Raw genomic sequence first — 20,513 nt, forward strand, 5'->3', positions numbered from 1 at the left:
ATGGAATGGTTAGGTAGGCAGTTGGTTCGCTTTCGATATGTAGTACTACTCGTTTGGACGATTTTACTCGCGGGATCGGTCTATTTTGGGCTTCAGCTCCCGGGTGAGTTGAGAGGAAACGGCTTCGCCATTCAAGACGGACGGTTCCAACAAGTAGAAGATACGTTGAATGAACGGTTTGATCGTGCGGGCGCCTCGATGATCGTACTATTCGAAGGCGGAGATTTGGATACGGTCATGAACGAACAGCAAGAACAATTGGAGGCGATTCGGTCGGTTGATGGCGTGATTACGCCATCCGAGAATCCAGATGCCCGTTCAGGAGACGTCGCCTATTTCGTGCTTGAGTTTGAAGACTATGAAGCGGCCGAATCTTCGATTGATGCGGTCCGTGATGCGCTTATCACAGACACGGATACAGAAGTGCGCTTGACTGGGGAACCGGTATTTGCGGACGACTTGAATGAGGCATCGAAAAATGACTTGATTCGGGCGGAGTTGATTGGGATTCCAGTCGCACTGGTCGTATTATTACTCGTTTTCGGAACGCCGCTCGCGGCACTCATGCCGTTGCTCGTCGGACTGATCACGTTCATCGTAGCGGCGGGGTCTCTATTCTTTTTTGCGCAAAACATGGAATTATCCATATTCGTCTTGAACGCCGTGGCGATGATCGCTATCGCGCTCGGGATTGATTTCTCATTGCTGCTCGTCAACCGTTATCGTGAAGAGTTGACGCGAGGACAATCGAGAGAAGAGGCGATCGTTCGAACTGTTGCAACGGCCGGACGCTCGATTCTCTTTTCAGGACTATGTGTATTCGTCGGGTTGGCCGGTCTACTCTTTATCCAGGTCGATGTCTTCCAGGCGGTCGCACTCGGTGCGCTTATTGCCGTCGCAGGGGCGGTTTTGTCGGCACTGACCCTCCTGCCGTCATCTCTATACTTAGTTGGGGATGCATTGAATAAAGGACGAATCATCAAGTCTGATGAGACAAAATCAGAAAGACGTTGGCAAAAACTCGCGCGTTTCGTGATGAGACGTCCTGTGACGATGACGCTCATTGCGTTATTGTTACTTCTGCCAAGTCTCTGGTTCGTTCGCGACTTGGAGTTAAATATTCCAGATGCCGACGCGCTCCCGACTTCCTATGAATCACGGGCGGCACTTGAACGCTTTGACGAAGTGTTTGGAGAAAATTCAACCGATGCCGTCATTCTGTTTGAAGCGAATGATCTGACGGATCCGATGATCTTAGAAGAACTGACAACGCTCACGGACGACTTGAACGAAGTGGACATTGTCGATAACGTCTCAACCTTTTTGACGACGTCCGGTTTGACACCGGAAGCCTTCACACAACTCGCCGAGGCGGCACCAGAACAACTCACTCCGCTTGAACGACTTGTGACCCTTGACGGGAACACAGATTTGGCACTCGTCAATGTGAGCTTCGATGTACCGCCGAGTGACAAGGAAGCGCAAGCGTTCGTGCGTGATTGGCGAGACCAAGGATTTGAGGTCGGTGGACCGGCTGCCTTTAACGAAGAAATTTATGATGAAATTTACGACAGCATCCCATATGCGGTGATTACGGTCATTTTGGCCACATTCTTCATCCTCATGTGGGCGTTCCGCTCCATCTTGATTCCGATTAAAGCCATTCTCATGAACGTGCTCGGCCTCGGAGCGACGTTCGGCTTACTCGTCATCATCTTCGAATCCGGTTATGTATATGACGCGGAAACAATCAGTATATTGACACCGGTCTTTATCTTCTCGCTCGTCTTCGGATTGTCGATGGACTATGAGGTATTCCTCGTTTCACGAATCGAGGAATATTACCGCGAGACAGGTGACAACGACTATGCGACAGAGATGGGACTAGCCAAAACGAGTAAAATCATCACCTCGGCCGCAATCATTATGATTGTCGTGACGGGTGCGTTCGCCTTCACAGGTGTCAGTCCGATCAAACAGCTCGGTGTCGGGATTGCCCTCGCCATTTTCATCGATGCGACGATTATCCGGATCTTGCTCGTTCCGTCACTCATGAAGCTGTTCGGGGATTGGAACTGGTGGTGGTTCGGCAAGAAGAATTTACCGAAACGTAACATGCACTAAAGGTAAAATTCATGAACTGAATCAAAATGTGTGGTAAACTACGTACAAGATTACGCGCAATTTGAGAAAGGAAGGTCTTTATGGATACCGAGAGGACGTGGCCTCTGTTCCAACTTCCGGACTTCTAGCGTTGAATGATCACCATGACGTGTATCAATCAACAAACGGAAGATCGGAGATGGAACAGATGGAACCGCAGCTACGACTGAGGATCCTCCTCTCCGTCAAGAACGGGGAGGACAATCGGAATGAAACGAGTTGCTACCATAGTGCTCGGAACGCTGATCATGGCGTTCGGTTATTATTATTTGAATGAACAGTTTGGTTTGGCGGAAGGTGGATTCGTCGGGTTATCGCTACTCGGTCGCTATTTATTTGATATCGACCCGGCGATCTCGATGATCGTGCTCGACATCCCATTTTTTATCATCGCATTGTGGTGGAAAGGATGGCGTTTTGTCGGACAAGCAGTATTAGCCGCTTCGTCCCTTTCGCTCAGTTATGCGATGTGGGACCGTCTCGATTTGCTCACATTTGAGATTCAAGTATGGCCAGCGACGTTATTCGCTGCCATCGCGAGTGGGATTGTGACCGGGTATGGTCTCGGTCTCGTCTTGAAGTCAGGCGGAGCGACCGGAGGCGACGATTTATTCGCTCTCGGATTGTCGAAGTGGACAGGTGTGTCGGTCGGTACGATTTTAATTATTTTTGATGTGATCGTCCTTGGGATTTCACTCATTTATTTACCATTATCGAACGCGTTGTATACGCTGATCGCGGTATCGATCGCCGGACGAGTCGTCACTAAGATGCTCGTCGTCGACGAACCGAAAGCGACACCTGTCGTACCAAATTGGACACCAAAAAACGATCTCGCGTGAGGTCGTTTTTTTTAGTTCATCGAAGCGGCGACGTCAAACAAGTCCTGCATCGAGAGTTCATGTCCTTTGTAGTCGATTGCATATTCAACACCATCTCGTTGCCAGCTGAGAATGGTGAGTGCCTCGATTTGATTAAAATATACAGGAGAATCTTGAATGGTTTGAGAGTATGTTTCCCACTGTTCTGTATGGTGCCATCCTAGCTCCGTAGTTGCCCATATGGTCATAGATTCCTCTTCGTTTTCATAGACGAGTTCGACTTTCCCTAGGCTGACAAGATGTGCGTATTCAGTCTCTGCAACAAAAGGAAGGTGTGTGGGGCCGTGAACCTCGAATGGAACGAACGCTGTCGTTGCTGGAATTGGCAAAGGAATTTCGCTTCGGCCGATGAAAAACAGAACGAAACTCATACCGAGGATACACTTGAAGATAAACCGACTTTTTCGATTTTTTGGTAGGAAAGACATGATCAAATCTCACCTCACTGGACATTTTAAACACTTTCTTTTAGTATAGATGAGATATTTGGTTAAAACATACAATAAATAACTTTTCATTTGCTGAAGGTGGTATCATGAAGGATGACTAGAAATGAGAGGTGCATCTTATGAAGAATCGAAAGATCGTAAACTTTAGTATCCTCGTGTTGCTTATGGCAGTGATGGTAATCAATAATCTCGAAGAAATGCACACGTTCAAGACAGTAGTGAACAGTCTGGCGATTTTGACGTTGTCTGTTATCGGTATTGTATACGCGATACAATACACGCAAAACAAAAAGAGAGTCATGTGAAGAGATAGGTGGCTGAGGCTACCTATTTTTTCTTTTTCGTTATTTGTGCTAAACCTCACAGCGCATGCTATCACCATCCATTACACTAGTGGATGAAGGAGTGATAGGTGATGAAATGGATGATTCCAACACAACATGGGGCATGGTCGATGCTCATTTTGCCGTTCGTTCTTGGAGGAACGGTCGGAGGATGGACGTGGACACATGTGCCTTTTGCCATCGCATGGCTATTTGTTTATATGGGGACGTTCTTCTTGTTCCAATACATCAAACAACGTAAGAAATCGCGTGAGCTATTACGCACAGTGGTGATTTATTTGATGATTGCGATCTTAGCCATCATCCCAGTCTTATGGGTACAATGGCATCTCATCGGGTTCGCGTTCGCGATGATTCCATTCGGTCTCGTGAACGCCTATTTTGCCAACATCAAAGATGAGCGGAACGTGTGGAACGATGTGAGTGCAGTCACGTCATTCTGTATCGGAGGAATGGCGAGTTATTACCACGGGGCACACATCTTTGATGAAACGATTATATGGGTATTCGTTTTGCCATATCTTTATTTCCTCGGAAGCATCTTTTTCGTCAAGACGATGATTCGGGAAAAGAAGAGCATCGAGTATCGGAACCTTTCGTGGGGATATCACATATTACTAATCAGCGTATTCATTGTACTCGGTTATCCTCTTCTCGCATTGGCTTATGCACCAAGCCTGATACGCGCTGTTTGGTTTTATGGCAAAAAGATCCCAATCATGAAGATTGGGATCTTGGAAATCGCGAACTCTGTATTTGTACTGACATGTCTTACAACATATCTTCTGATTTAGTTCGTAGACGACGAGGTACTGGCGATAACGGCGGCAGTTGTAGCGGCAGTCATTGCTTGTTGCATCGCCAGCAAATGGGCAAACGTCCCGTGCAACAATAAGTCATTTGCCTCTCCAGTGATGTGATCGGCAGCTACGAGTTGAAGCGCGACAAGTACGCTATGCGTATTAAACCAGCGTTGTTTCTCTTTTTCGGCATTCACAATTTCTTGAATGGCATGTATGACATCCGCATGCGGTTCCGCGACAATGCTCAGCAAGGCGAGCGCAGGCAAGTGTTCACGACGAATGGATATTTGTATTTCATCTAAATGTGATTTCCAAGCGAGTAGTCGGGACATCGCTTCTTCTGCGGAAGAGTCGCTGAACGTCAGAAGATGCGAGACGAGCTGTAGTTCGTTTGACTTCGGTAGTCGGTCTTTCAATAACGTATAATGCTGCTCGATACGCTCGTTCAAATCGATGACATCATCAAACGCTTGAACGAGAACGAGCGACGATAACAAGTCCTCCTCGCTCGTCAACCAGGGATGATGTTGTTTGAACGTTTGATATAAATCAGTCGCCTCATCGAGTCGGCGCTCAGGATCCTCTACATTAATCAGTTGATTTGCTAAAAAGGGCCGCAACGAACTGAAACGGAAGTGTTTGCGGTCGAGTAACGTATCGAGACGGAGCGCCTCGTCGATTGCAGTTCCGATGTCCTCATACTTGGCATCAAGAAACGAGAGCCAGACGAGGTTTTGACTTCCTCGAAACTTTGAGAACATCTTCGTTTTTTGTTTCAATGTATCGCGTGCATTTGAAAAGCGGGATGCCTCGAACGGGGTGTCGTGAATCGCATAATGAATGGCCATCAAGCGTCGGAAGTCATCTGTCAGTTCCCATTTCGTCGCCTCTTTAATGGCGTCTAACGCCTCTACATATCGATCATAACGTGTCATATCGAATCGCCTCCTTGGTCAACCATACGAGCTACAATAAGAAGATGTTTCAAAAAAAGCCGCCCGGAACAATTTCCGGACGGCTTTTGATTATTGTACTTGTGTGTAGAGCTTTTGCATGTACTCGTTCACTTCGTCAGCCGCTTGGAACATCATGAATGAATGTTGCAAGATGATCTCTGGCGAGAAACCGAGGTCTAGGTCGAGTGTAGATGCGAGTGTGACATCACGATCGCTGTCGAGTACGCAACGGAAGTATTTGAACTCCTGGTTGAACTCGTTCAAGGCATTTAGAATCGGTAAGTCTTCTACATAGTCTGGGACGTGCGTTACGGTCGCAGCATACAACTCAGCGTCTGTCGTCTTTTTGTTAAAAGCGATAATCATAACGGGCTGAGCCCCGGATTTTGTTGTTTCACGCGTCAAAAACGTGACGTGCGTTTCAGTGTCGCTCTCTTTGAACGTCATGTTGCGTTCAGCGGCGAGCGCTCTAAATGATTCTACTTTTTCTTCGAAGTTCACAAGGAAATCCCCCTTAGTAAGTCGTTACTCTAACTTTCCCCCATTTGGACGGGGAAAGCAAGGGGAACTAGCGTTTCATCAACATTTTAATGGCTTCTTCGACCGTTTCGGACGTATCTTCGCCATCTGCTTGCGCTGTGATGATGCATTGCTCTAAGTTCTTGGCCACGATAATCGTCGAGGCGCGGTCGAGTGCAGAACGTGCGGCACTTAATTGCGTCACCACATCACGACACTCCTTGCCTTCTTCCATCATGCGGATGATGGCGCGAATTTGTCCTTCCACTCGTTTCATGCGATTCAATACTTTCGCATCGTATACATACGGTTCCATATCATTCACCTCTATAGGAAAAATTGTTCAGTTACCCAACTATTTCTTGTGTAGGCTCATCTTAATACATGGGGGAGTATGTGTCGAGCATCAACTACTTTATAAAGGCGGGATGAAAAATTCTACATTTCGTCAAACTTATTTCTTGCATTTGAATACCTAAGGGGGTATATTAATGACGTGGAAGCGAAATGTTCAATAAATCACAAACTTTATTGAGCGCCAGCTACCAAGCCGAATGGTATAGATTGAATCGAAAATAGAGAGGTAGATTAATGATGAAAGCATCTGCTTTAAAACGTCAAATGGACTTTGAAGTGCCTGTAAACATTGTCGACGTTCGTGAACGCGACGAGTTTCAAGAAGCGCATATCGAAGGTGCTAAAAACTATCCATTATCAGAAATGACAGAGTGGATCGATACACTCGATCCTGCTGAAGAATATGTCGTCCTTTGCCGCTCGGGTGCACGCAGCACGCAAGCAACTTGGCAAATGGAGGCAAAAGGCTATAAAGTGGTCAATATAGAAGATGGCTTGATGAGTTGGCCAGGAGAAGTCGTCAGAGGAGGAAATGGACAATGAGTAAAAAAATCGTAATCGTCGGTGGGGTAGCAGGTGGTGCATCTGCAGCTGCACGACTCCGTCGTTTGAATGAAGAAAATCAAATCGTCATGTTCGACCGTGGGGAATATATTTCATTCGCAAACTGTGGTCTTCCATACTACATCGGGGACGTCATCCAAGACCGTCAAAAATTGCTCGTCCAAACGGTCGAAGGAATGAACAAACGTTTCCAACTCGATATCCGTAATTTGACGGAAGTCGTTAATATCAACCGTGATGAGAAAACGGTGACGGTGAAGCACGTCCAAACAGGTAAGACGTACGATGAGTCGTATGATGTCCTCATCCTTTCACCGGGAGCGAAACCGATTCGTCCAAACATCCCTGGAATCGACGAAGCAGAAGACATCTTCACACTTCGCAACATTCCAGATACAGATAAAATCCGTGGCTACGTCGATGACAAAGCACCAAAACACGCGACTGTAATCGGTGGGGGCTTCATCGGGATTGAGATGGCAGAAAACCTACGTGAGCGTGGCGTTGACGTCACCCTCGTCGAAATGGCAGACCAAGTCATGACACCGCTCGACCGTGAGATGGTCGCACCGATCCATGAACATTTACGTCTTCATGGTGTTGAGCTTCAATTGTCTGATGGTGTTTCTTCATTCTCTGAAAAAGGGAAGAAAGTTCATTTGACGAGCGGTCGTGTCATCGATACAGACATGGTCATCATGTCGATCGGGGTTACGCCGGAGTCAACGATTGCCCGTGAAGCAGGCCTTGAAACAGGTACGCGCGGTGCGATTCGTGTAAATGAAAAAATGATGACATCTGACCCGTCGATTTACGCGATTGGAGATGCGGTCGAAGTGCTCGATTACGTCTTCCAAGAACCAACCGTCGTCCCACTCGCATGGCCGGCGAACCGTCAAGGTCGTCTCGTTGCCGATATCATTAACGGCCGTGACGTGAAATATAACGGAACGATGGGAACAGGAATCGCGAAAGTGTTTGATATGACGGTCGCATCGACTGGTTGGAACGAGAAACGCTTAAAAGCAGCCGGTAAGACGTATGAAGCCGTTCACGTGCATCCAGGTTCGCACGCCGGATACTATCCCGGATCGACGCCAGTATCGCTCAAACTCTTATTCCACCCGACAACTGGTGAGATTTACGGTGCACAAGGTGTCGGTATCAACGGTGTCGACAAGCGAATCGACGTCATTGCGACAGCGATGAAAGGCGGTTTGACGGTCCTTGATCTTCCTGACCTCGAACTCAGTTACGCACCACCGTTCAGTTCGGCGAAAGATCCGGTCAACATGATTGGATACGTCGCCTCTAACGTCGTACTCGGTGATAATGAAGTCGTGCATTGGGATGAAATCGATGAGCTCGTGAAAAATGGGGCGACGCTACTTGACGTCCGTGACGAATCAGAACATGAACTTGGGAAGATTCCAGGATCCATCAATGTCCCACTTAACTCATTACGTGAAAACTTAGACAACTATGACCGAAGCGAAACGATTTATGTGACGTGCCAAGTCGGTCTTCGTGGATATCTCGCATCACGCATCTTGCGTCAAAACGGCTTCAAGGTGAAAAACTTGAGCGGTGGCTACAAAACATGGTCACAAATCAATCGTGATTTCGAGGCGCTTGAAGAAGCGAACACATCAAATGAAACAGCGGCTACCGTTGTAGAGGAGGAGCCAACACAAATGACGAACGCACCAATCGGTGAAGCGGTCGTGTTAGACACATGTGGTCTACAATGCCCGGGACCTATTTTAGAAGTGAATAAAAAAGTCGCAGAACTCGGAGAAGGCGAAACACTCCGTGTCCTCGCAAGTGACCCAGGGTTCTTTGCCGATATCGAAGCATGGGCGAAGAAGACAGGTAACAAACTTGTCTCGAAACAATTCGTCAATGGACGAGTCGAAGCCATCCTTCAAAAAGGACAAGGACCAGCTGCACCACAAGCAGGCGCTCCAGCAGGAGACGGCGCGTCAATGGTCGTCTTCAGTGGTGATCTCGACCGTGCGCTCGCATCTCTCATCATTGCGCAAGGCGCTGCAGCGATGGGGAAAGAAGTAACGATGTTCTTCACATTCTGGGGACTCAATGTCATCCGCAAGCCGGACGCACCTGAAGTGAAGAAACAAGGTCTTGAGAAAATGTTTGGCATGATGATGCCAGGGCATGCTGGCGAACTTCCACTCTCGAACATGAACTTCGGTGGTGTCGGCCAGAAAATGATGAAGAAAGTCATGAGTGACAAGAACGTTCCTTCTGTTGAAGAAATGATCAAGTCAGCTCAAGAGGCAGGCGTGAAGATGGTAGCCTGCACGATGTCGATGGATGTCATGGGTATCAAAGAAGAAGAGTTGATTGAAGGTGTCGACCTTGGTGGTGTTGCGGCGTATCTCGGCGCAGCAGAGGGCGGTAACTTAAACCTCTTTATCTAAATAGACTAGGCGATGGATCGGGTTGCGCTGAGCAATTCCGATCCATTTTTTGTTTGTAAGGTTGAATCGAATGAATGCCCCGCCTATTCAAAAAAACGAATTAATATTGCAATTTTCGTATAATTTACCTATAATTCTAGTCATGTTAAAAAAGTTGACATGACTTTTTCTGTTGAGATTTTTAGAATGATGGAGGATTAGTATGGAGAAATTTGTAGAGAATCTTGTTTCACAGGCGAACGATTTGTTATGGTCGCAAGTGCTCATCGTTGTTCTTGTCGCATTAGGTATTTATTTCACAGTCCGTATGGGCTTCGTTCAGTTCCGCATGATTCCTGAAATGTTCCGCCTTTTATTCAAAGAAGGCACAGCGCGTGAAAAAGGCCAAGTGTCTTCGTTCCAAGCGTTCGCAATCGGGACGGCGGCACGTGTCGGAACAGGAAACATTGCCGGTGTGGCGACAGCGATTGCGCTAGGTGGCCCAGGGGCAGTCTTTTGGATGTGGCTCATCGCCTTAATTGGAGCGGCTTCTGCATTTGTCGAGAGTACATTGGCACAAGTGTATAAAATCCGTGACGGACGCACATGGCGCGGAGGTCCGGCTTACTATATGGAGCGTGCGCTCGGTCAGCGTTGGCTCGGTATCTTGTTCGCGATTTTAATCACGTTCTCATTCGGATTCGCGTTCAACTCTGTTCAGTCGAACACGATTTCACTTTCTGTGAGTAACCAGTTCGGCATCAGCACGACAGTCGTGGGGATTGTCCTCGCAATCATTACGGCAGTTGTCGTATTCGGTGGTATTCAATCCATCGCGCTCTTGTCGAGTATTATCGTTCCAGTCATGGCGGGTGGCTACATTTTACTCGCGATTTGGATTATGGTGACAAACGTATCCCTCTTACCAGACGTCTTCAGCCTCATCTTCTCAGAAGGAGTTCTTGGAATTGAGCAACTCTTCGGCGGTGCGATTGGTGCGATGGTGCTCCAAGGGATCCGTCGCGGTCTCTTCTCGAACGAAGCAGGGATGGGTTCTGCGCCGAACGCCGCTGCGACAGCGGAAGTGTCACACCCTGTCAAACAAGGGTTGATCCAATCGTTCAGTGTATTTGTCGATACATTACTCGTATGTACGTCGACAGCGATGATCATCTTGATCTCAGGTGTAGCGGGTTCAGAATCGTTCGCTGGTGTCGAATTGACACAAGCTGCGTTGACAGCGGAAGTCGGTTCAGTAGCAACATCGTTCTTAACGATTGCAATCTTCTTATTCGCTTTCAGTTCGATTCTTGGAAACTACTACTACGGCGAGACGAACATTCAGTTCATCTCGGATAAAAAAATCTACGTTACGCTCTATCGTATCGGTGTCGTCGGGATGGTGTTGTTCGGAGCGGTCCGCTCTGCAGGCCTCGTCTGGTCGATTGCTGACGTGTTCATGGGGCTCATGGCGCTCGTCAACTTGTATGCGATCTTCCGTTTGGCGAAAGTGGCTCGAGCCGTCCTTGATGACTACTTGGCCCAGCGCCGCGAAGGAGAAGACCCGGTCTTCTATGTCGATTCGGTCGAAAATCTTCCTGGCCGCGAATATATCGAGGCTTGGGAGAGCGAAACAGAAGAACAGCAAACAGGAACAGGTCGTTCTTAATGAATCGAACCGTCTACGAATTTTCGTAGGCGGTTTTTTAATGTTTATAAGACGGGTAATGTCATAAAAAAGGGGGCGTTCATGTATGGAGACGACGCACTATGTACGTGTTTCCCCAGAAGTATGGGTATCGTTCGAACAAGATCCGGAGATGATCTTAGACTGGTTGATTCATATGCATGAGCAATACCGTGACCGGGACGACACGTTAACGCTCCCGAATGTCGAATCGTTTCAACGCGTACTCAGTCAAATCGAAGTGTATATCGATGGGGCTGATACGTACAATATGGAAATGGCACTCGTTGGCGAGGAGTTAATCGTGAATGAAGCGCAGGCGGTCGTGGTCGGGATTTTGACCCCGCAGTTGCTTCATATCGTCAAAGACACACTGCACGCGTTCGGACGGGACGATGTGAAAGATATGGCGCTCGTACCGAGAGATGAGTTCGAGACGATTTGGGAAGACTGGACAAGATTGCAACAGTTTTGTGAGACGGCCGCGTCTCAAGAAGAGCTTGTCTTAATTTATTATGAATAAGTTGAATCCATATGATATACTGTAAAAAAATGGTATAAAGGGGATTCATTCATGGACGTGCTCGGCACACTCATCTGGATCGGCATTCTGATTAATCCGTTTCTTGCGTATCAAACGAAGAATGTATCACTCTATCGCATCACGCTCATCTCATTCATCGTATTCTTGGCGACATAGGGATACGGGGTGACGGGAGGTGCGGTCGTACCCTTCTTTGAGACAGCGTGGAATGTCCTGTTAATTACTTACGTTGGGCTTTTATTATTGAATAGTTACTTCGTCGGCAAACGGCTCGTTCCGCAGATGACATGGTTTCGTTTTGGTCTATTCGGACTGACTGGAGTCGGTTTCAGTCAAGTGTGGTTCGGACTGAGCACGGGCAAGTGGGGATGGTCATCTTTCATGAATGGAGATGTATGGATGATGGGTGTGATCGTATCACTACTGCTCCTTCTTATCGTGACGATGAAGACGCTGGACCGTGGGATTGAGGTATAAAAAAATCCCGAAACGAATCAGTTCGTTTCGGGATTTTAATTATTTCAAAGCTGTCTCGAGTGCCTTGACATTTTCGCGCATCAAGTCGAAATAGCTCTTGTCCATCTGTTCTTTTGTGACAGATTCTAAGTTGTAGATTGTCACGCTTTCTGCGCCGATTTCTTGTTTCACGACCTCGGCCACTTTCGGTGTGACTGTATCTTCAAAAGCGATATAGTTCAAGTCGTGGAGACGAGCCTCTTCAATGATTCGTTTCAGGGCTTGTTGTGACGGCTCTTCAGAAGGTGTGAGTCCGGCAATCGGCAATTGCTCGAAACCATATCGTTCAGCCAAATAGCCATATGCTGCGTGTGTGACGAGCAACTCTGACTTCGAACCATTCTCAACTGCTGATTTTAATTCCGCGTCGAGGGCGTTCGCCTCATCTTTAAATGCACTCAACCGCTCAGCGAACTCGTCTTTATAGTCCGGTGCTTCTTCACTGAAAGCTGCTTCTACCGCTTCTGCCATCGATACAGCATTCATCGGGTCGAGCCAGACGTGTGGATCGTATTGTCCGTGGTCATGACCATCTTCTTCATGAGCTTGCTCGTCTTCAGAATGTCCTTCTTCTTCGTGAGCATGTTCATCCTCGGAATGACCATCCTCTTCATGGACATGGACCGTATCAGCGGCATCGAGTAACGTCACGTCCTCAGCTGTTTTGACGAAAGCGACGTTCTGTCCTTCTAAGCTCTTCTCCATCGATTCCACGTAAGGTTCGAGGTCATGACCGATTGTCAAAAAGAGATCTGCTTCTGCAATTTGAGTCATTTGCTTCGAAGTGGGCTCGTATGTGTGCGGGTCTGCTCCGGGTGGAATGACCATTTCCACGTTGACACGGTCACCACCGATTTCCTCCGCCATTGACTTCAAGGCAAAAGTTGAAGCGTAGACGGTCAGTTGATCATCTGTCGATTCTGTTGCGTTATCTCCCTCGGTGTTGCCGCAAGCCCCAAGTAAAAGCGTGCCGGACGCGACAGCACCTAGCCAAGTCTTCTTCATCTTCCATCGTCCACCTTCCAAGTTATCTGAATATTAAATCGTAACTGTTACGTTTTGTGACTGCGAGTAATATTATAGTGTGACCTTCGGAGCACGTCAAGTCCGACTTCTGATGGATAGATTTTTGAAAAAAGCGGGAATATGATTAAAAAAAGGAACGAGGAGTGGATTGTATGAGAAAGGAGACTGCCTGGTTTGTCGGGGGTGCGGCGTTAGCCGCGGCAACGGCAGCCGGGGCTAGCGTGTGGAATCAGTACGGGTCACTTGTCAGATGGCAAGAGCCTGAATTGCCGATTCGACCGACAACACGCCGGCGCCACACGTACACGTATAAGATTGTCAATGATCGTCCGCTCCAATTTGATTTATATCTCCCACCAGGAGAGGGGCCGTTCCCAGTCGCGGTCTATGCACATGGGGGAGCATTTGTCAGAGGGAGCCGCGGTATGGTCACACTGTTCCATCCGTTACTCGATCACTTTTTGGGGAAAGGGATTGCCGTTGTCAGTATCGATTATCGCTTGTTTGAGGACGGGGTATATTTCCCTGATAATATTATCGATGTCTCGGATGCACTTAGCTATTTAAAGCAGCATGAATCATTGCTGACGCTTGATACAAGTCAGTTACTCGTATGGGGCGATTCTGCTGGAGCGGCTTTGATGCTCGCGACTGCGCTCGATCGCCATAAACAATTTGTAGGCGAACTCGGGGATGACCTTCCAATCATCAAAGGGGTCATCGCCTTGTACCCACCGACGAACTTTTTACTGTTCAAATTTATTCAAACATGGCTGGCTCATCTGAAATTTTATGAAGGAAGCCGTGAGGAGTGGCGTGAACTGATGGTGAAATGCTCACCAGTCTCCCATCTATATGCCGATGCCCCTCCGATTCTATTGTTACACGGAAAGAAAGACCCGATTGTGCCGTTCGGCCAAGCGCTTCACTTCGTTGAACATGCGAGTGATGTTGGCGCGAACGTTCAGCTCATCTCATTTCCGAATGGGACACATTCGCTTGCGAGTTTCCTTCAATCAGACAACCCGATCAAAGAAGAGCAACTGATGGCGCGCATCAACCGTTTTATTGACGAATGCTTTGTCTGAAGTTGCGATTTTTAGGGAAGATGGTACGATGGGGGATGATTGAAAGAGTAAGGAGTGGAAGTAGTGACAGAGTTATGTTTAGTCAGACACGGTCAAACCGATTGGAATCGTTTAGAAATTATTCAAGGGCGTGAAGACAATCCGTTGAATGCACTCGGACGTCAACAGGCGGAAGAGAGTGCAGCTTTTTTGGGTCAAGAACAGTGGGATCTCATCATCTCTAGTCCATTAACGCGTGCGGTCCATACAGCACAGGCAATTGCGACAGCGTGTGGAATCGAGCATGATGCAATTCAATTGGACGAGCGATTTATTGAACGCGAGTTTGGAGCAGCGTCCGGACAACCTGTGAAAGGTATTTATGAGGCGGTGCAGGCAGATGACGAGCATCGCGTGCCCGGTCTTGAGTCAGAGGATGAGATGCGCGCTCGTGTTTTAGAAGGAATGGAACATTTAGTCACTATGCATCCAGGAAAGCGCATCATTGTCGTTTGTCATTCACATGCGATTAAAGCGGCGCTCTCGGCGATTGATGATACGTATACGTTCCGTCATGCGATGCGAAACGCCTGTTCGAACTATATTATCCATCAACATGGCCGTTTTGAGGTGAAGGCGATTAATGTTGCTGACCATATCACCGATCCGGCCATCATGAAATGAGGAGAATGTCATGACGACCTTGCTATGGGTATTCATCATTGCATCATTTGTAGTCGCTTTTGCCGGACTGATTTATCCGGTCATCCCAAGCGTCCTGTTCTTGTTCATCGGGTACATGATTTACGGATTCGGTTTTTCATTTGAGCCGTTGACGTGGACGTTCTGGGTATGGCAATCCGTCTTCCTCATCTTCTTGTTTGTGGTGGACTATGTTGTCACCAGAGCCACAGTGGATAAACGAGGTGGTTCAGAACGGGCGAAATGGGGTGCGACGATTGGTTTGATTGCCGGGCCATTTATCTTCCCGCTCGTCGGTGTCCTCATTTTCCCATTCGTCTTCGCATTTCTAGCGGAGTTGACACTCGGGAAGTCAACGCGTGAAGCGTGGAGTATCGGGGTCGGAACAGTCCTCGCATTTCTCGGCAGCACGCTGTTGAAAGTAATCGGGATGACGATGATGGTCATCTTGTTCTTGATCTATGTGTGAGGCGGAGTATCTTTCTCCGTCTTTTTTGTTTGAAGGGGGAATGGTTTTGGGGAAAGAAAAAACAAGGTCATTCGATTACTCGAATGACCCGGTTTTGACTAATTGATTGAAGGCGGAGCGGCTGAACGATTGCTGGATCTCCACTTTCTTCTCGAAGAAGGCTGGCTTCAAATTCGACGTGGCAACTCCTTCTTGAATAAGCGAGTCGAGCACTTGTTTTGTCGCATCTTGTTTTGGATTCAACATGAGTCCTTCGGCGACGAACGTATGATGATCGCTCAAGGCTCGTTCACTCGTGAACGTCAAGGCGAGTGCGGCAGGCGCGTTCGTCGGGGACGTGATGACAGCTTCAGCGAGAATGAGGATTCGTTTGTTTAAGTAATGGTGAAGCGTGACGGCCGATTCGGTCGGGACGAGCATCTCGAGCAACCATTCTGAATCGTGCTCTTTCGAGATGATCAACCCATCGAGCAAATCGATTGGTAAGTTCAGTTCATTGCCGTACTCGTCTTGAACGAGACGGACTTGGACGAGGCGAAACGTTTTCATAGGATCGTTCCTTTCCGCGTTTTCTTTAGACCATCTTAACATAGTCTGACGAATAGAATGTGTTAAGATAACGGGGAAGAAATAGAAAATAGAGAGTGAGGGAGGCATCAAGATGAGTTGGGTTGTTGGCGTAATCGGGTATGTGACGATTCTCGCGATCGTCTACTATGGTGTCCTTTTCTTCAAAGTGAAACGGGAGCGGAGTCGGGCCGGCTATCGAATCTTTCTTTTGCTTGCCGGACTATTTTTAGTCAGTGGGAGCGATTATATCATTGCACTGTTCCAAGGGGACACCGAAGCGACGTTTTGGCAACGAACCGTCTATTTTGTCTTGATATTGCTCTCTTTGTCGATGGCGCTTTACTTTCGGAGAAAAGAAGATCAAAGCCAAGCAGGCGAGATGACGATGGTATAAGCAAACGGTTGTGGGCGCATGTCCCACAACCGTTTTTTATTTTGGTACTCGCGTTTTGCGAATCATATCGAGTTTTAAATCCCACAGCGGTTTACTGAATGTCACGGAGTACACTTCTGGCAAACGGAGGCGTTTATACTCTTCCCAGAGTCCGTTCATCTGTTCGTGATGGTATGCTCGGATCTCGGTCGTGCTTGGAAGGTCGTAAACCCGTTTTCCGTCAAGGAAAATCGGTTGTAACAAGCGTTTGACGTTGAAGTTGCGCGTCTTGATTTTGAAGGCAGGATCGCGAACGTCGATCAAGTCGATTTCGGTATACGATTCGACCGGTTCGTCGGCAAGGGCGATATAGTCGCCTTTGAACTTTTTCGTTTCTTTGTCGATGATGCGGTACAACTCTTTTTTATGAGGAGTTGTCGTTTTCACTTTAGAAGAAGAGACTTTGATGACCGGTTTTAATTCCCCGGATTCATCCTCACGAGCGACGAGTTTATACACCATTCCGAGTGCCGGTTGCTCGTAAGCCGTGATTCCACGTGTCCCGACGAGGAACGTATCGGCTTCTGCCCCTTGCATGCGTAAGTCTTGAATGACGTACTCGTCCAAATCACCAGAGACAACGATTTTGACGTAGTCAAGACCTGCCTCATTCAACGCTTTGCGAGCGCGTTTTGACAGATAGGCGAGGTCACCAGAGTCGAGTCGGACAGACTTGAGGCGGTGTCCTTTTGCTTCGAGCTCTTTCGCAACCGTAATCGCGTTTGGAAGACCGGATTTCAGTGTGTCGTACGTATCGATTAGAAGACTCGTGTTATCTGGGTACATCTCGGCGAACGAACGGAATGCGCTCAATTCATCATCATGGAACTGAATGTCCGCATGTTCCATCGTTCCTCCTGTCGGCACGTCGAAATCGCGTCCTGCAGAAACGAGGCTCGTCACATCGAAACCAGCGATATAAGCAGCGCGTGTCCCGTAATAGGCGGCATCGACACCTTGTGCGCGACGAGCTCCCCCTTCAAGGAGTGTCTCGTTCGGAGCAGCCTGACGAATGCGGGCATACTTCGTGGCGATGAGTGATTCGTGGTTCGCGATGTTGAGTAGCGCTGTCTGGAACAGTTTTGCTTCAAAGATGGTCGATTCAATCCGAACGACTTGTTCGTGCGGGAAGATGACTTCTCCTTCACGGACACTATATAGTGAACCAGTGAACTTAAAGTTTCGTAACACATCTTCAAATTCATCTTCGAAACCGAGTTGCGCTTTTAAATACTTGATGTCTTCTTCTGTGAACGAAACGTTCTCCAGATAGTGGACGATGTTTTCAAGTCCGGCGAAGACGACATAGCCACCGCTGAAGGGATTCGAACGGTAGTAAAGGTCAAAGACGACCTTTTCATTATGACGACCTTGTTTCCAGTAGATATACATCCAACGTGGGAGGTAAAGGTCTGTGTGAAGTGCTAAATTGCGATGTAACATATGTTTTCCTTTCTGTTTTACGTCACTTTCCGACGACGGTCGCACCGAGAGTCGTGACGAAATGTTCGAGCGCCCATTCGTGACCGACCGGATTGAAGCTTTGGACGGCATCGGCGTGGACGACGATTTGATAACCGAGGTTGTAGGCATCTATGGCTGTATGGAGCACACAAATGTCCGTACAGACACCGACGAGATGAACTTCTGTAATCCCACGTTCCCGAAGACGAAGGTCAAGGTCAGTCCCGGCAAACGCACTATATCGTGTTTTGTCGATCCAATGGTCCGCCGTTTTAGATGCTTCTTTCACGGTGCCATACAATTCACGACCTTCCGTCCCACGAATGTTGTGAGGCGGGAATAATGTCGTCTCAGGATGGAACGTGTCTCCTGCATCATGGACATCGTTCGCGATGACGACATAATCCTCAGTCGAAAACGTTTCGATCAATTCGACAATCCGCTCTTCAATCTCTTGCCCAGGTTTCCCACAAGTCAAACGACCGGTGTCTGCGATAAAATCAAATGTATAATCAATAACAATCAATGCGCGCATAGGAGATGCTCCTCTCTCGTAATCAAAATGATGGCTATCCACCTCATTCTAAATCATTATACATCATGCGCGGAAGATTATTTTTCTGCGGTTTGGGTAGATTAAGACAGTAGACTGTATAGGGAAAGGGGATTGTGACGATGGTTTTATCACAAAGTGAATTGACAGATGAACTATCACGGTTAAACGGTTGGGAAGAAGTGAACGGGGAAATTCAAAAGACGTATCGGCTCGAGACGTTCCCTGAAGCCATCCAGTTCGTCCATCTGGTGGCGGATTTGGCTGAATCGCTTGATCATCACCCGAACATCTTGATTGAATATCGAAATGTGACATTGACCGTATCGACCCATGATGAAGGGGGCATTACGGAGAAAGACATCACACTTGCGAAAGGGTGTGAGGAACTTGTCTAAACTATATATGACGTTTGCGTCAGGTAGTGTGGCGGAGCGCCTCCGGAAAGAGCCGGGTGTGATCGCTGCGAATGGTCACGAAACGATTCTACTCGCAGAAGGCGAGAAATCTCCGTTTAAAAGTGGCAAGGTGTTTGAAATCGAAGAGGCATCCGGTGAATTCGTAAAAAAAGGAAACGTCTTATATGCGAACGTGCCGACGGATGAAAATGCCCGTTCCCTTCTGTTTCACCAGTTGTTGACGGAAAAGGCACCGCTTGGTGTCGGGCATGATGGATTTTCGGCTTACCGACTAGGTGTCGACCCAGACGACAATCATGCGGTCTTGTTTATTCAATTCACGTCTGGTGGGAAACACTTCCGAGATACAGCGGACTATGCGGTACTTGAAGACCGCCTGAAACGGGCAGTCGAACAACGAGGTGCAGGTCCTGTCATAAAACACTATGTCGTCACTGAGTCAGATAATCTATAATAAAAGATAACGTCATGTTAGGGGAGGATTTTTATGAACAAGAATTATTTCTGGTTGGGGATGGCTGCGGGTGCAGTAATCGGCGCAGCGGCATCACTTCTCCATAGCGAAACACGCGATCAACAAGTGAGACAACTGAAAGGCATGAAGTCGAAGTTGAAGTCATCGAACGCATCGACAGAAGCACACGCGGTTGGTCTTCAAGCGTCATCGAAAGGGAACTTGAAAGACCGTGTCATGGAATGGAAGTCGCTTTACGAAGAAAACCAAGATACGATTCAAAACCTCGTTGAAGACGTGAAAGACTTAGTCGACGCGCTCCAAGAGGCTCGTCATAAAAATCAAATCTAATCAAACGACCAAGCGGATTCGCTTGGCCGTTTTTTGTTTCCCTACTTATAGGAACTGTGCCAATAAACCGAAAACTGCCAGTCCGATGATGATGTAGAAGAACCATTTTCCGTCTCCGGAATGAACAATCGGGGGTGCATACGAACGTTGCTTATACTTCCCATAGCGCATCGGGCGCGTATACGGAACTGTGAATCGCGAGAGTGGAATGGCAAGTAAGAATCCTGCCAAAAAGCCATACACATGTCCCCAAAGCGAAACATTCGAACCAATCAATGTGAAGGCGGCACTGATGGCGACGAAAATGTAAACCAAGCGGGCATCTTGGCTAAGCATTAACGTGCGACGGAAACGACCGATGAACACGTAGAATCCGAGAATGGCCAAGATGGCTCCTGATGCACCGGCTTGTAAATAAAACAAGTTGCTGACGGTGAAATAGGTGAACAAGTTGGCAAGTGCTCCGGCGAAAACATAAAACAGGGCAAATTTCACATGCCCGACCATACGTTCCATCGCAGGTCCGAAGATGATCAGTGCAAACGAGTTAAACAATAGATGACCAAGACTCAAATGAATAAAGTTGGCCGTCACCAAGCGATACCATTGTCCATCGGCGAGTGCCAAATGGAATGACCCGCCTGTCGCCACGATTCGTAAGCCAGGAGCGAAAGAATCGATGACAAACACAAGGAGTTGGATTACAATGAACAGCGTTACGAGTGGATATGCCCGTACAAACGTTTGTACATTTTCCGTACGACTAAACATAACATCACCTCTTTCCTCAATTGTATAGGGA

The 20,513-nt window shown here is 47.8% G+C and carries 26 protein-coding genes; 17 read left to right on the top strand and 9 right to left on the bottom strand.

From position 1 onward, the window contains the following. Both KNO75_RS11835 and KNO75_RS11840 read left to right on the top strand, forming a co-directional pair. Window positions 1-2,124: an MMPL family transporter gene (locus KNO75_RS11835; protein WP_214821808.1), complete on the top strand. Its 2,124-nt coding sequence runs from the start codon at window positions 1-3 to the stop codon at window positions 2,122-2,124. A 248-nt stretch (window positions 2,125-2,372) separates the two neighbouring features. Then, a complete protein-coding gene (locus tag KNO75_RS11840; RefSeq protein WP_214790386.1) occupies window positions 2,373-3,005 on the top strand; it encodes a YitT family protein in 633 nt (210 codons plus the stop codon). An 11-nt stretch (window positions 3,006-3,016) separates the two neighbouring features. On the opposite strand, the gene KNO75_RS11845 is transcribed toward KNO75_RS11840, so the two are convergent. Further along, the gene (locus tag KNO75_RS11845; RefSeq protein WP_214796132.1) at window positions 3,017-3,373 is read right to left on the bottom strand and encodes a hypothetical protein; all 357 of its coding nucleotides are present in this window, start codon (window positions 3,371-3,373) and stop codon (window positions 3,017-3,019) included. Between the two features lie 239 nt (window positions 3,374-3,612). Between KNO75_RS11845 and KNO75_RS11850 the strand changes: the two genes are divergently transcribed. Both KNO75_RS11850 and KNO75_RS11855 read left to right on the top strand, forming a co-directional pair. Continuing rightward, window positions 3,613-3,798, top strand: a complete 186-nt coding sequence (locus KNO75_RS11850) for a hypothetical protein (RefSeq protein WP_214821806.1) — start codon at window positions 3,613-3,615, stop codon at window positions 3,796-3,798. 110 nt (window positions 3,799-3,908) lie between these two features. Continuing rightward, window positions 3,909-4,631, top strand: a complete 723-nt coding sequence (locus tag KNO75_RS11855) for a YwiC-like family protein (RefSeq protein WP_214821804.1) — start codon at window positions 3,909-3,911, stop codon at window positions 4,629-4,631. Here KNO75_RS11855 and KNO75_RS11860 read toward each other — a convergent pair. From KNO75_RS11860 to KNO75_RS11870, 3 genes are all read right to left on the bottom strand, one after another. Further along, complete coding sequence (locus KNO75_RS11860; protein ID WP_214821802.1) at window positions 4,628-5,575, bottom strand: DUF4003 family protein; 948 nt, start codon at window positions 5,573-5,575, stop codon at window positions 4,628-4,630. The two genes, KNO75_RS11855 and KNO75_RS11860, sit on opposite strands and share 4 nt — an antisense overlap. A gap of 90 nt (window positions 5,576-5,665) precedes the next feature. Beyond that, on the bottom strand, window positions 5,666-6,097 hold the full coding sequence (locus tag KNO75_RS11865) for a type III secretion system chaperone family protein (protein ID WP_015880528.1): 432 nt from the start codon (window positions 6,095-6,097) through the stop codon (window positions 5,666-5,668). A gap of 67 nt (window positions 6,098-6,164) precedes the next feature. Then, complete coding sequence (locus KNO75_RS11870; protein WP_015880529.1) at window positions 6,165-6,431, bottom strand: metal-sensitive transcriptional regulator; 267 nt, start codon at window positions 6,429-6,431, stop codon at window positions 6,165-6,167. Between the two features lie 275 nt (window positions 6,432-6,706). Between KNO75_RS11870 and KNO75_RS11875 the strand changes: the two genes are divergently transcribed. The 6 genes from KNO75_RS11875 to KNO75_RS11895 all read left to right on the top strand — a co-directional run bounded on the left by KNO75_RS11875 (window position 6,707) and on the right by KNO75_RS11895 (window position 12,164). Continuing rightward, window positions 6,707-7,015: a rhodanese-like domain-containing protein gene (locus KNO75_RS11875; protein WP_251126176.1), complete on the top strand. Its 309-nt coding sequence runs from the start codon at window positions 6,707-6,709 to the stop codon at window positions 7,013-7,015. Next, on the top strand, window positions 7,012-9,477 hold the full coding sequence (locus tag KNO75_RS11880; protein ID WP_214821799.1) for a CoA-disulfide reductase: 2,466 nt from the start codon (window positions 7,012-7,014) through the stop codon (window positions 9,475-9,477). The genes KNO75_RS11875 and KNO75_RS11880 overlap by 4 nt, the downstream gene beginning before the upstream one ends. Window positions 9,478-9,679: 202 nt before the next feature. Next, the gene (locus KNO75_RS11885) at window positions 9,680-11,125 is read left to right on the top strand and encodes an alanine/glycine:cation symporter family protein (RefSeq protein WP_214817875.1); all 1,446 of its coding nucleotides are present in this window, start codon (window positions 9,680-9,682) and stop codon (window positions 11,123-11,125) included. Window positions 11,126-11,210: 85 nt separating this feature from the next. After that, the gene (locus KNO75_RS11890; protein WP_214790401.1) at window positions 11,211-11,666 is read left to right on the top strand and encodes a hypothetical protein; all 456 of its coding nucleotides are present in this window, start codon (window positions 11,211-11,213) and stop codon (window positions 11,664-11,666) included. A gap of 51 nt (window positions 11,667-11,717) precedes the next feature. Further along, complete coding sequence (locus KNO75_RS15125) at window positions 11,718-11,843, top strand: hypothetical protein (protein WP_285800816.1); 126 nt, start codon at window positions 11,718-11,720, stop codon at window positions 11,841-11,843. An 87-nt stretch (window positions 11,844-11,930) separates the two neighbouring features. Next, a complete protein-coding gene (locus tag KNO75_RS11895; RefSeq protein WP_214821797.1) occupies window positions 11,931-12,164 on the top strand; it encodes a hypothetical protein in 234 nt (77 codons plus the stop codon). 39 nt (window positions 12,165-12,203) lie between these two features. Here KNO75_RS11895 and KNO75_RS11900 read toward each other — a convergent pair whose 3' ends face one another. Next, on the bottom strand, window positions 12,204-13,208 hold the full coding sequence (locus KNO75_RS11900; RefSeq protein WP_214821796.1) for a metal ABC transporter solute-binding protein, Zn/Mn family: 1,005 nt from the start codon (window positions 13,206-13,208) through the stop codon (window positions 12,204-12,206). A gap of 173 nt (window positions 13,209-13,381) precedes the next feature. Here KNO75_RS11900 and KNO75_RS11905 point away from each other — a divergent pair, with 173 nt between their 5' ends. The 3 genes from KNO75_RS11905 to KNO75_RS11915 all read left to right on the top strand — a co-directional run bounded on the left by KNO75_RS11905 (window position 13,382) and on the right by KNO75_RS11915 (window position 15,467). Then, entirely contained in the window at window positions 13,382-14,317 is a 936-nt protein-coding gene (locus tag KNO75_RS11905) for an alpha/beta hydrolase (RefSeq protein ID WP_214821794.1), read from the top strand. Window positions 14,318-14,380: 63 nt separating this feature from the next. Then, on the top strand, window positions 14,381-14,980 hold the full coding sequence (locus KNO75_RS11910; RefSeq protein WP_214790409.1) for a histidine phosphatase family protein: 600 nt from the start codon (window positions 14,381-14,383) through the stop codon (window positions 14,978-14,980). 10 nt (window positions 14,981-14,990) lie between these two features. After that, on the top strand, window positions 14,991-15,467 hold the full coding sequence (locus tag KNO75_RS11915; protein WP_214790411.1) for a DUF456 domain-containing protein: 477 nt from the start codon (window positions 14,991-14,993) through the stop codon (window positions 15,465-15,467). A gap of 75 nt (window positions 15,468-15,542) precedes the next feature. Here the strand turns inward: KNO75_RS11915 and KNO75_RS11920 are convergent, their stop codons facing one another. After that, a complete protein-coding gene (locus KNO75_RS11920; protein ID WP_214790413.1) occupies window positions 15,543-16,016 on the bottom strand; it encodes a YwpF-like family protein in 474 nt (157 codons plus the stop codon). A 112-nt stretch (window positions 16,017-16,128) separates the two neighbouring features. Between KNO75_RS11920 and KNO75_RS11925 the strand changes: the two genes are divergently transcribed. Then, entirely contained in the window at window positions 16,129-16,431 is a 303-nt protein-coding gene (locus tag KNO75_RS11925) for a 7TM diverse intracellular signaling domain-containing protein (protein WP_031424443.1), read from the top strand. 36 nt (window positions 16,432-16,467) lie between these two features. Here KNO75_RS11925 and KNO75_RS11930 read toward each other — a convergent pair whose 3' ends face one another. Together KNO75_RS11930 and KNO75_RS11935 are read right to left on the bottom strand one after the other, a co-directional pair. Continuing rightward, entirely contained in the window at window positions 16,468-17,913 is a 1,446-nt protein-coding gene (locus tag KNO75_RS11930) for a nicotinate phosphoribosyltransferase (RefSeq protein ID WP_214821789.1), read from the bottom strand. Between the two features lie 22 nt (window positions 17,914-17,935). Continuing rightward, entirely contained in the window at window positions 17,936-18,469 is a 534-nt protein-coding gene (locus KNO75_RS11935) for a cysteine hydrolase family protein (protein WP_214821788.1), read from the bottom strand. A 140-nt stretch (window positions 18,470-18,609) separates the two neighbouring features. On the opposite strand from KNO75_RS11935, the gene KNO75_RS11940 reads away from it, so the two are divergent. From KNO75_RS11940 to KNO75_RS11950, 3 genes are read left to right on the top strand one after another with little or no spacing between them, the layout of a single operon-like run. Then, window positions 18,610-18,885 (top strand): 4a-hydroxytetrahydrobiopterin dehydratase, encoded by a 276-nt coding sequence (locus tag KNO75_RS11940; RefSeq protein ID WP_015880543.1) that lies wholly within the window; start codon window positions 18,610-18,612, stop codon window positions 18,883-18,885. Next, window positions 18,878-19,360 carry a type III secretion system chaperone gene (locus KNO75_RS11945; protein WP_251126177.1) on the top strand — a complete coding sequence of 161 codons (483 nt, stop codon included), beginning with the start codon at window positions 18,878-18,880 and terminating at the stop codon, window positions 19,358-19,360. The genes KNO75_RS11940 and KNO75_RS11945 overlap by 8 nt, the downstream gene beginning before the upstream one ends. A gap of 33 nt (window positions 19,361-19,393) precedes the next feature. Next, window positions 19,394-19,711, top strand: a complete 318-nt coding sequence (locus KNO75_RS11950; protein ID WP_214790419.1) for a hypothetical protein — start codon at window positions 19,394-19,396, stop codon at window positions 19,709-19,711. Window positions 19,712-19,756: 45 nt separating this feature from the next. Here the strand turns inward: KNO75_RS11950 and KNO75_RS11955 are convergent, their stop codons facing one another. Then, on the bottom strand, window positions 19,757-20,482 hold the full coding sequence (locus KNO75_RS11955; protein WP_214821786.1) for a rhomboid family intramembrane serine protease: 726 nt from the start codon (window positions 20,480-20,482) through the stop codon (window positions 19,757-19,759). Between the last annotated feature and the right edge of the window lie 31 nt (window positions 20,483-20,513).

Source organism: Exiguobacterium sp. s35 (assembly GCF_018617535.1).
Lineage (GTDB): Bacteria > Bacillota > Bacilli > Exiguobacteriales > Exiguobacteriaceae > Exiguobacterium > Exiguobacterium aestuarii.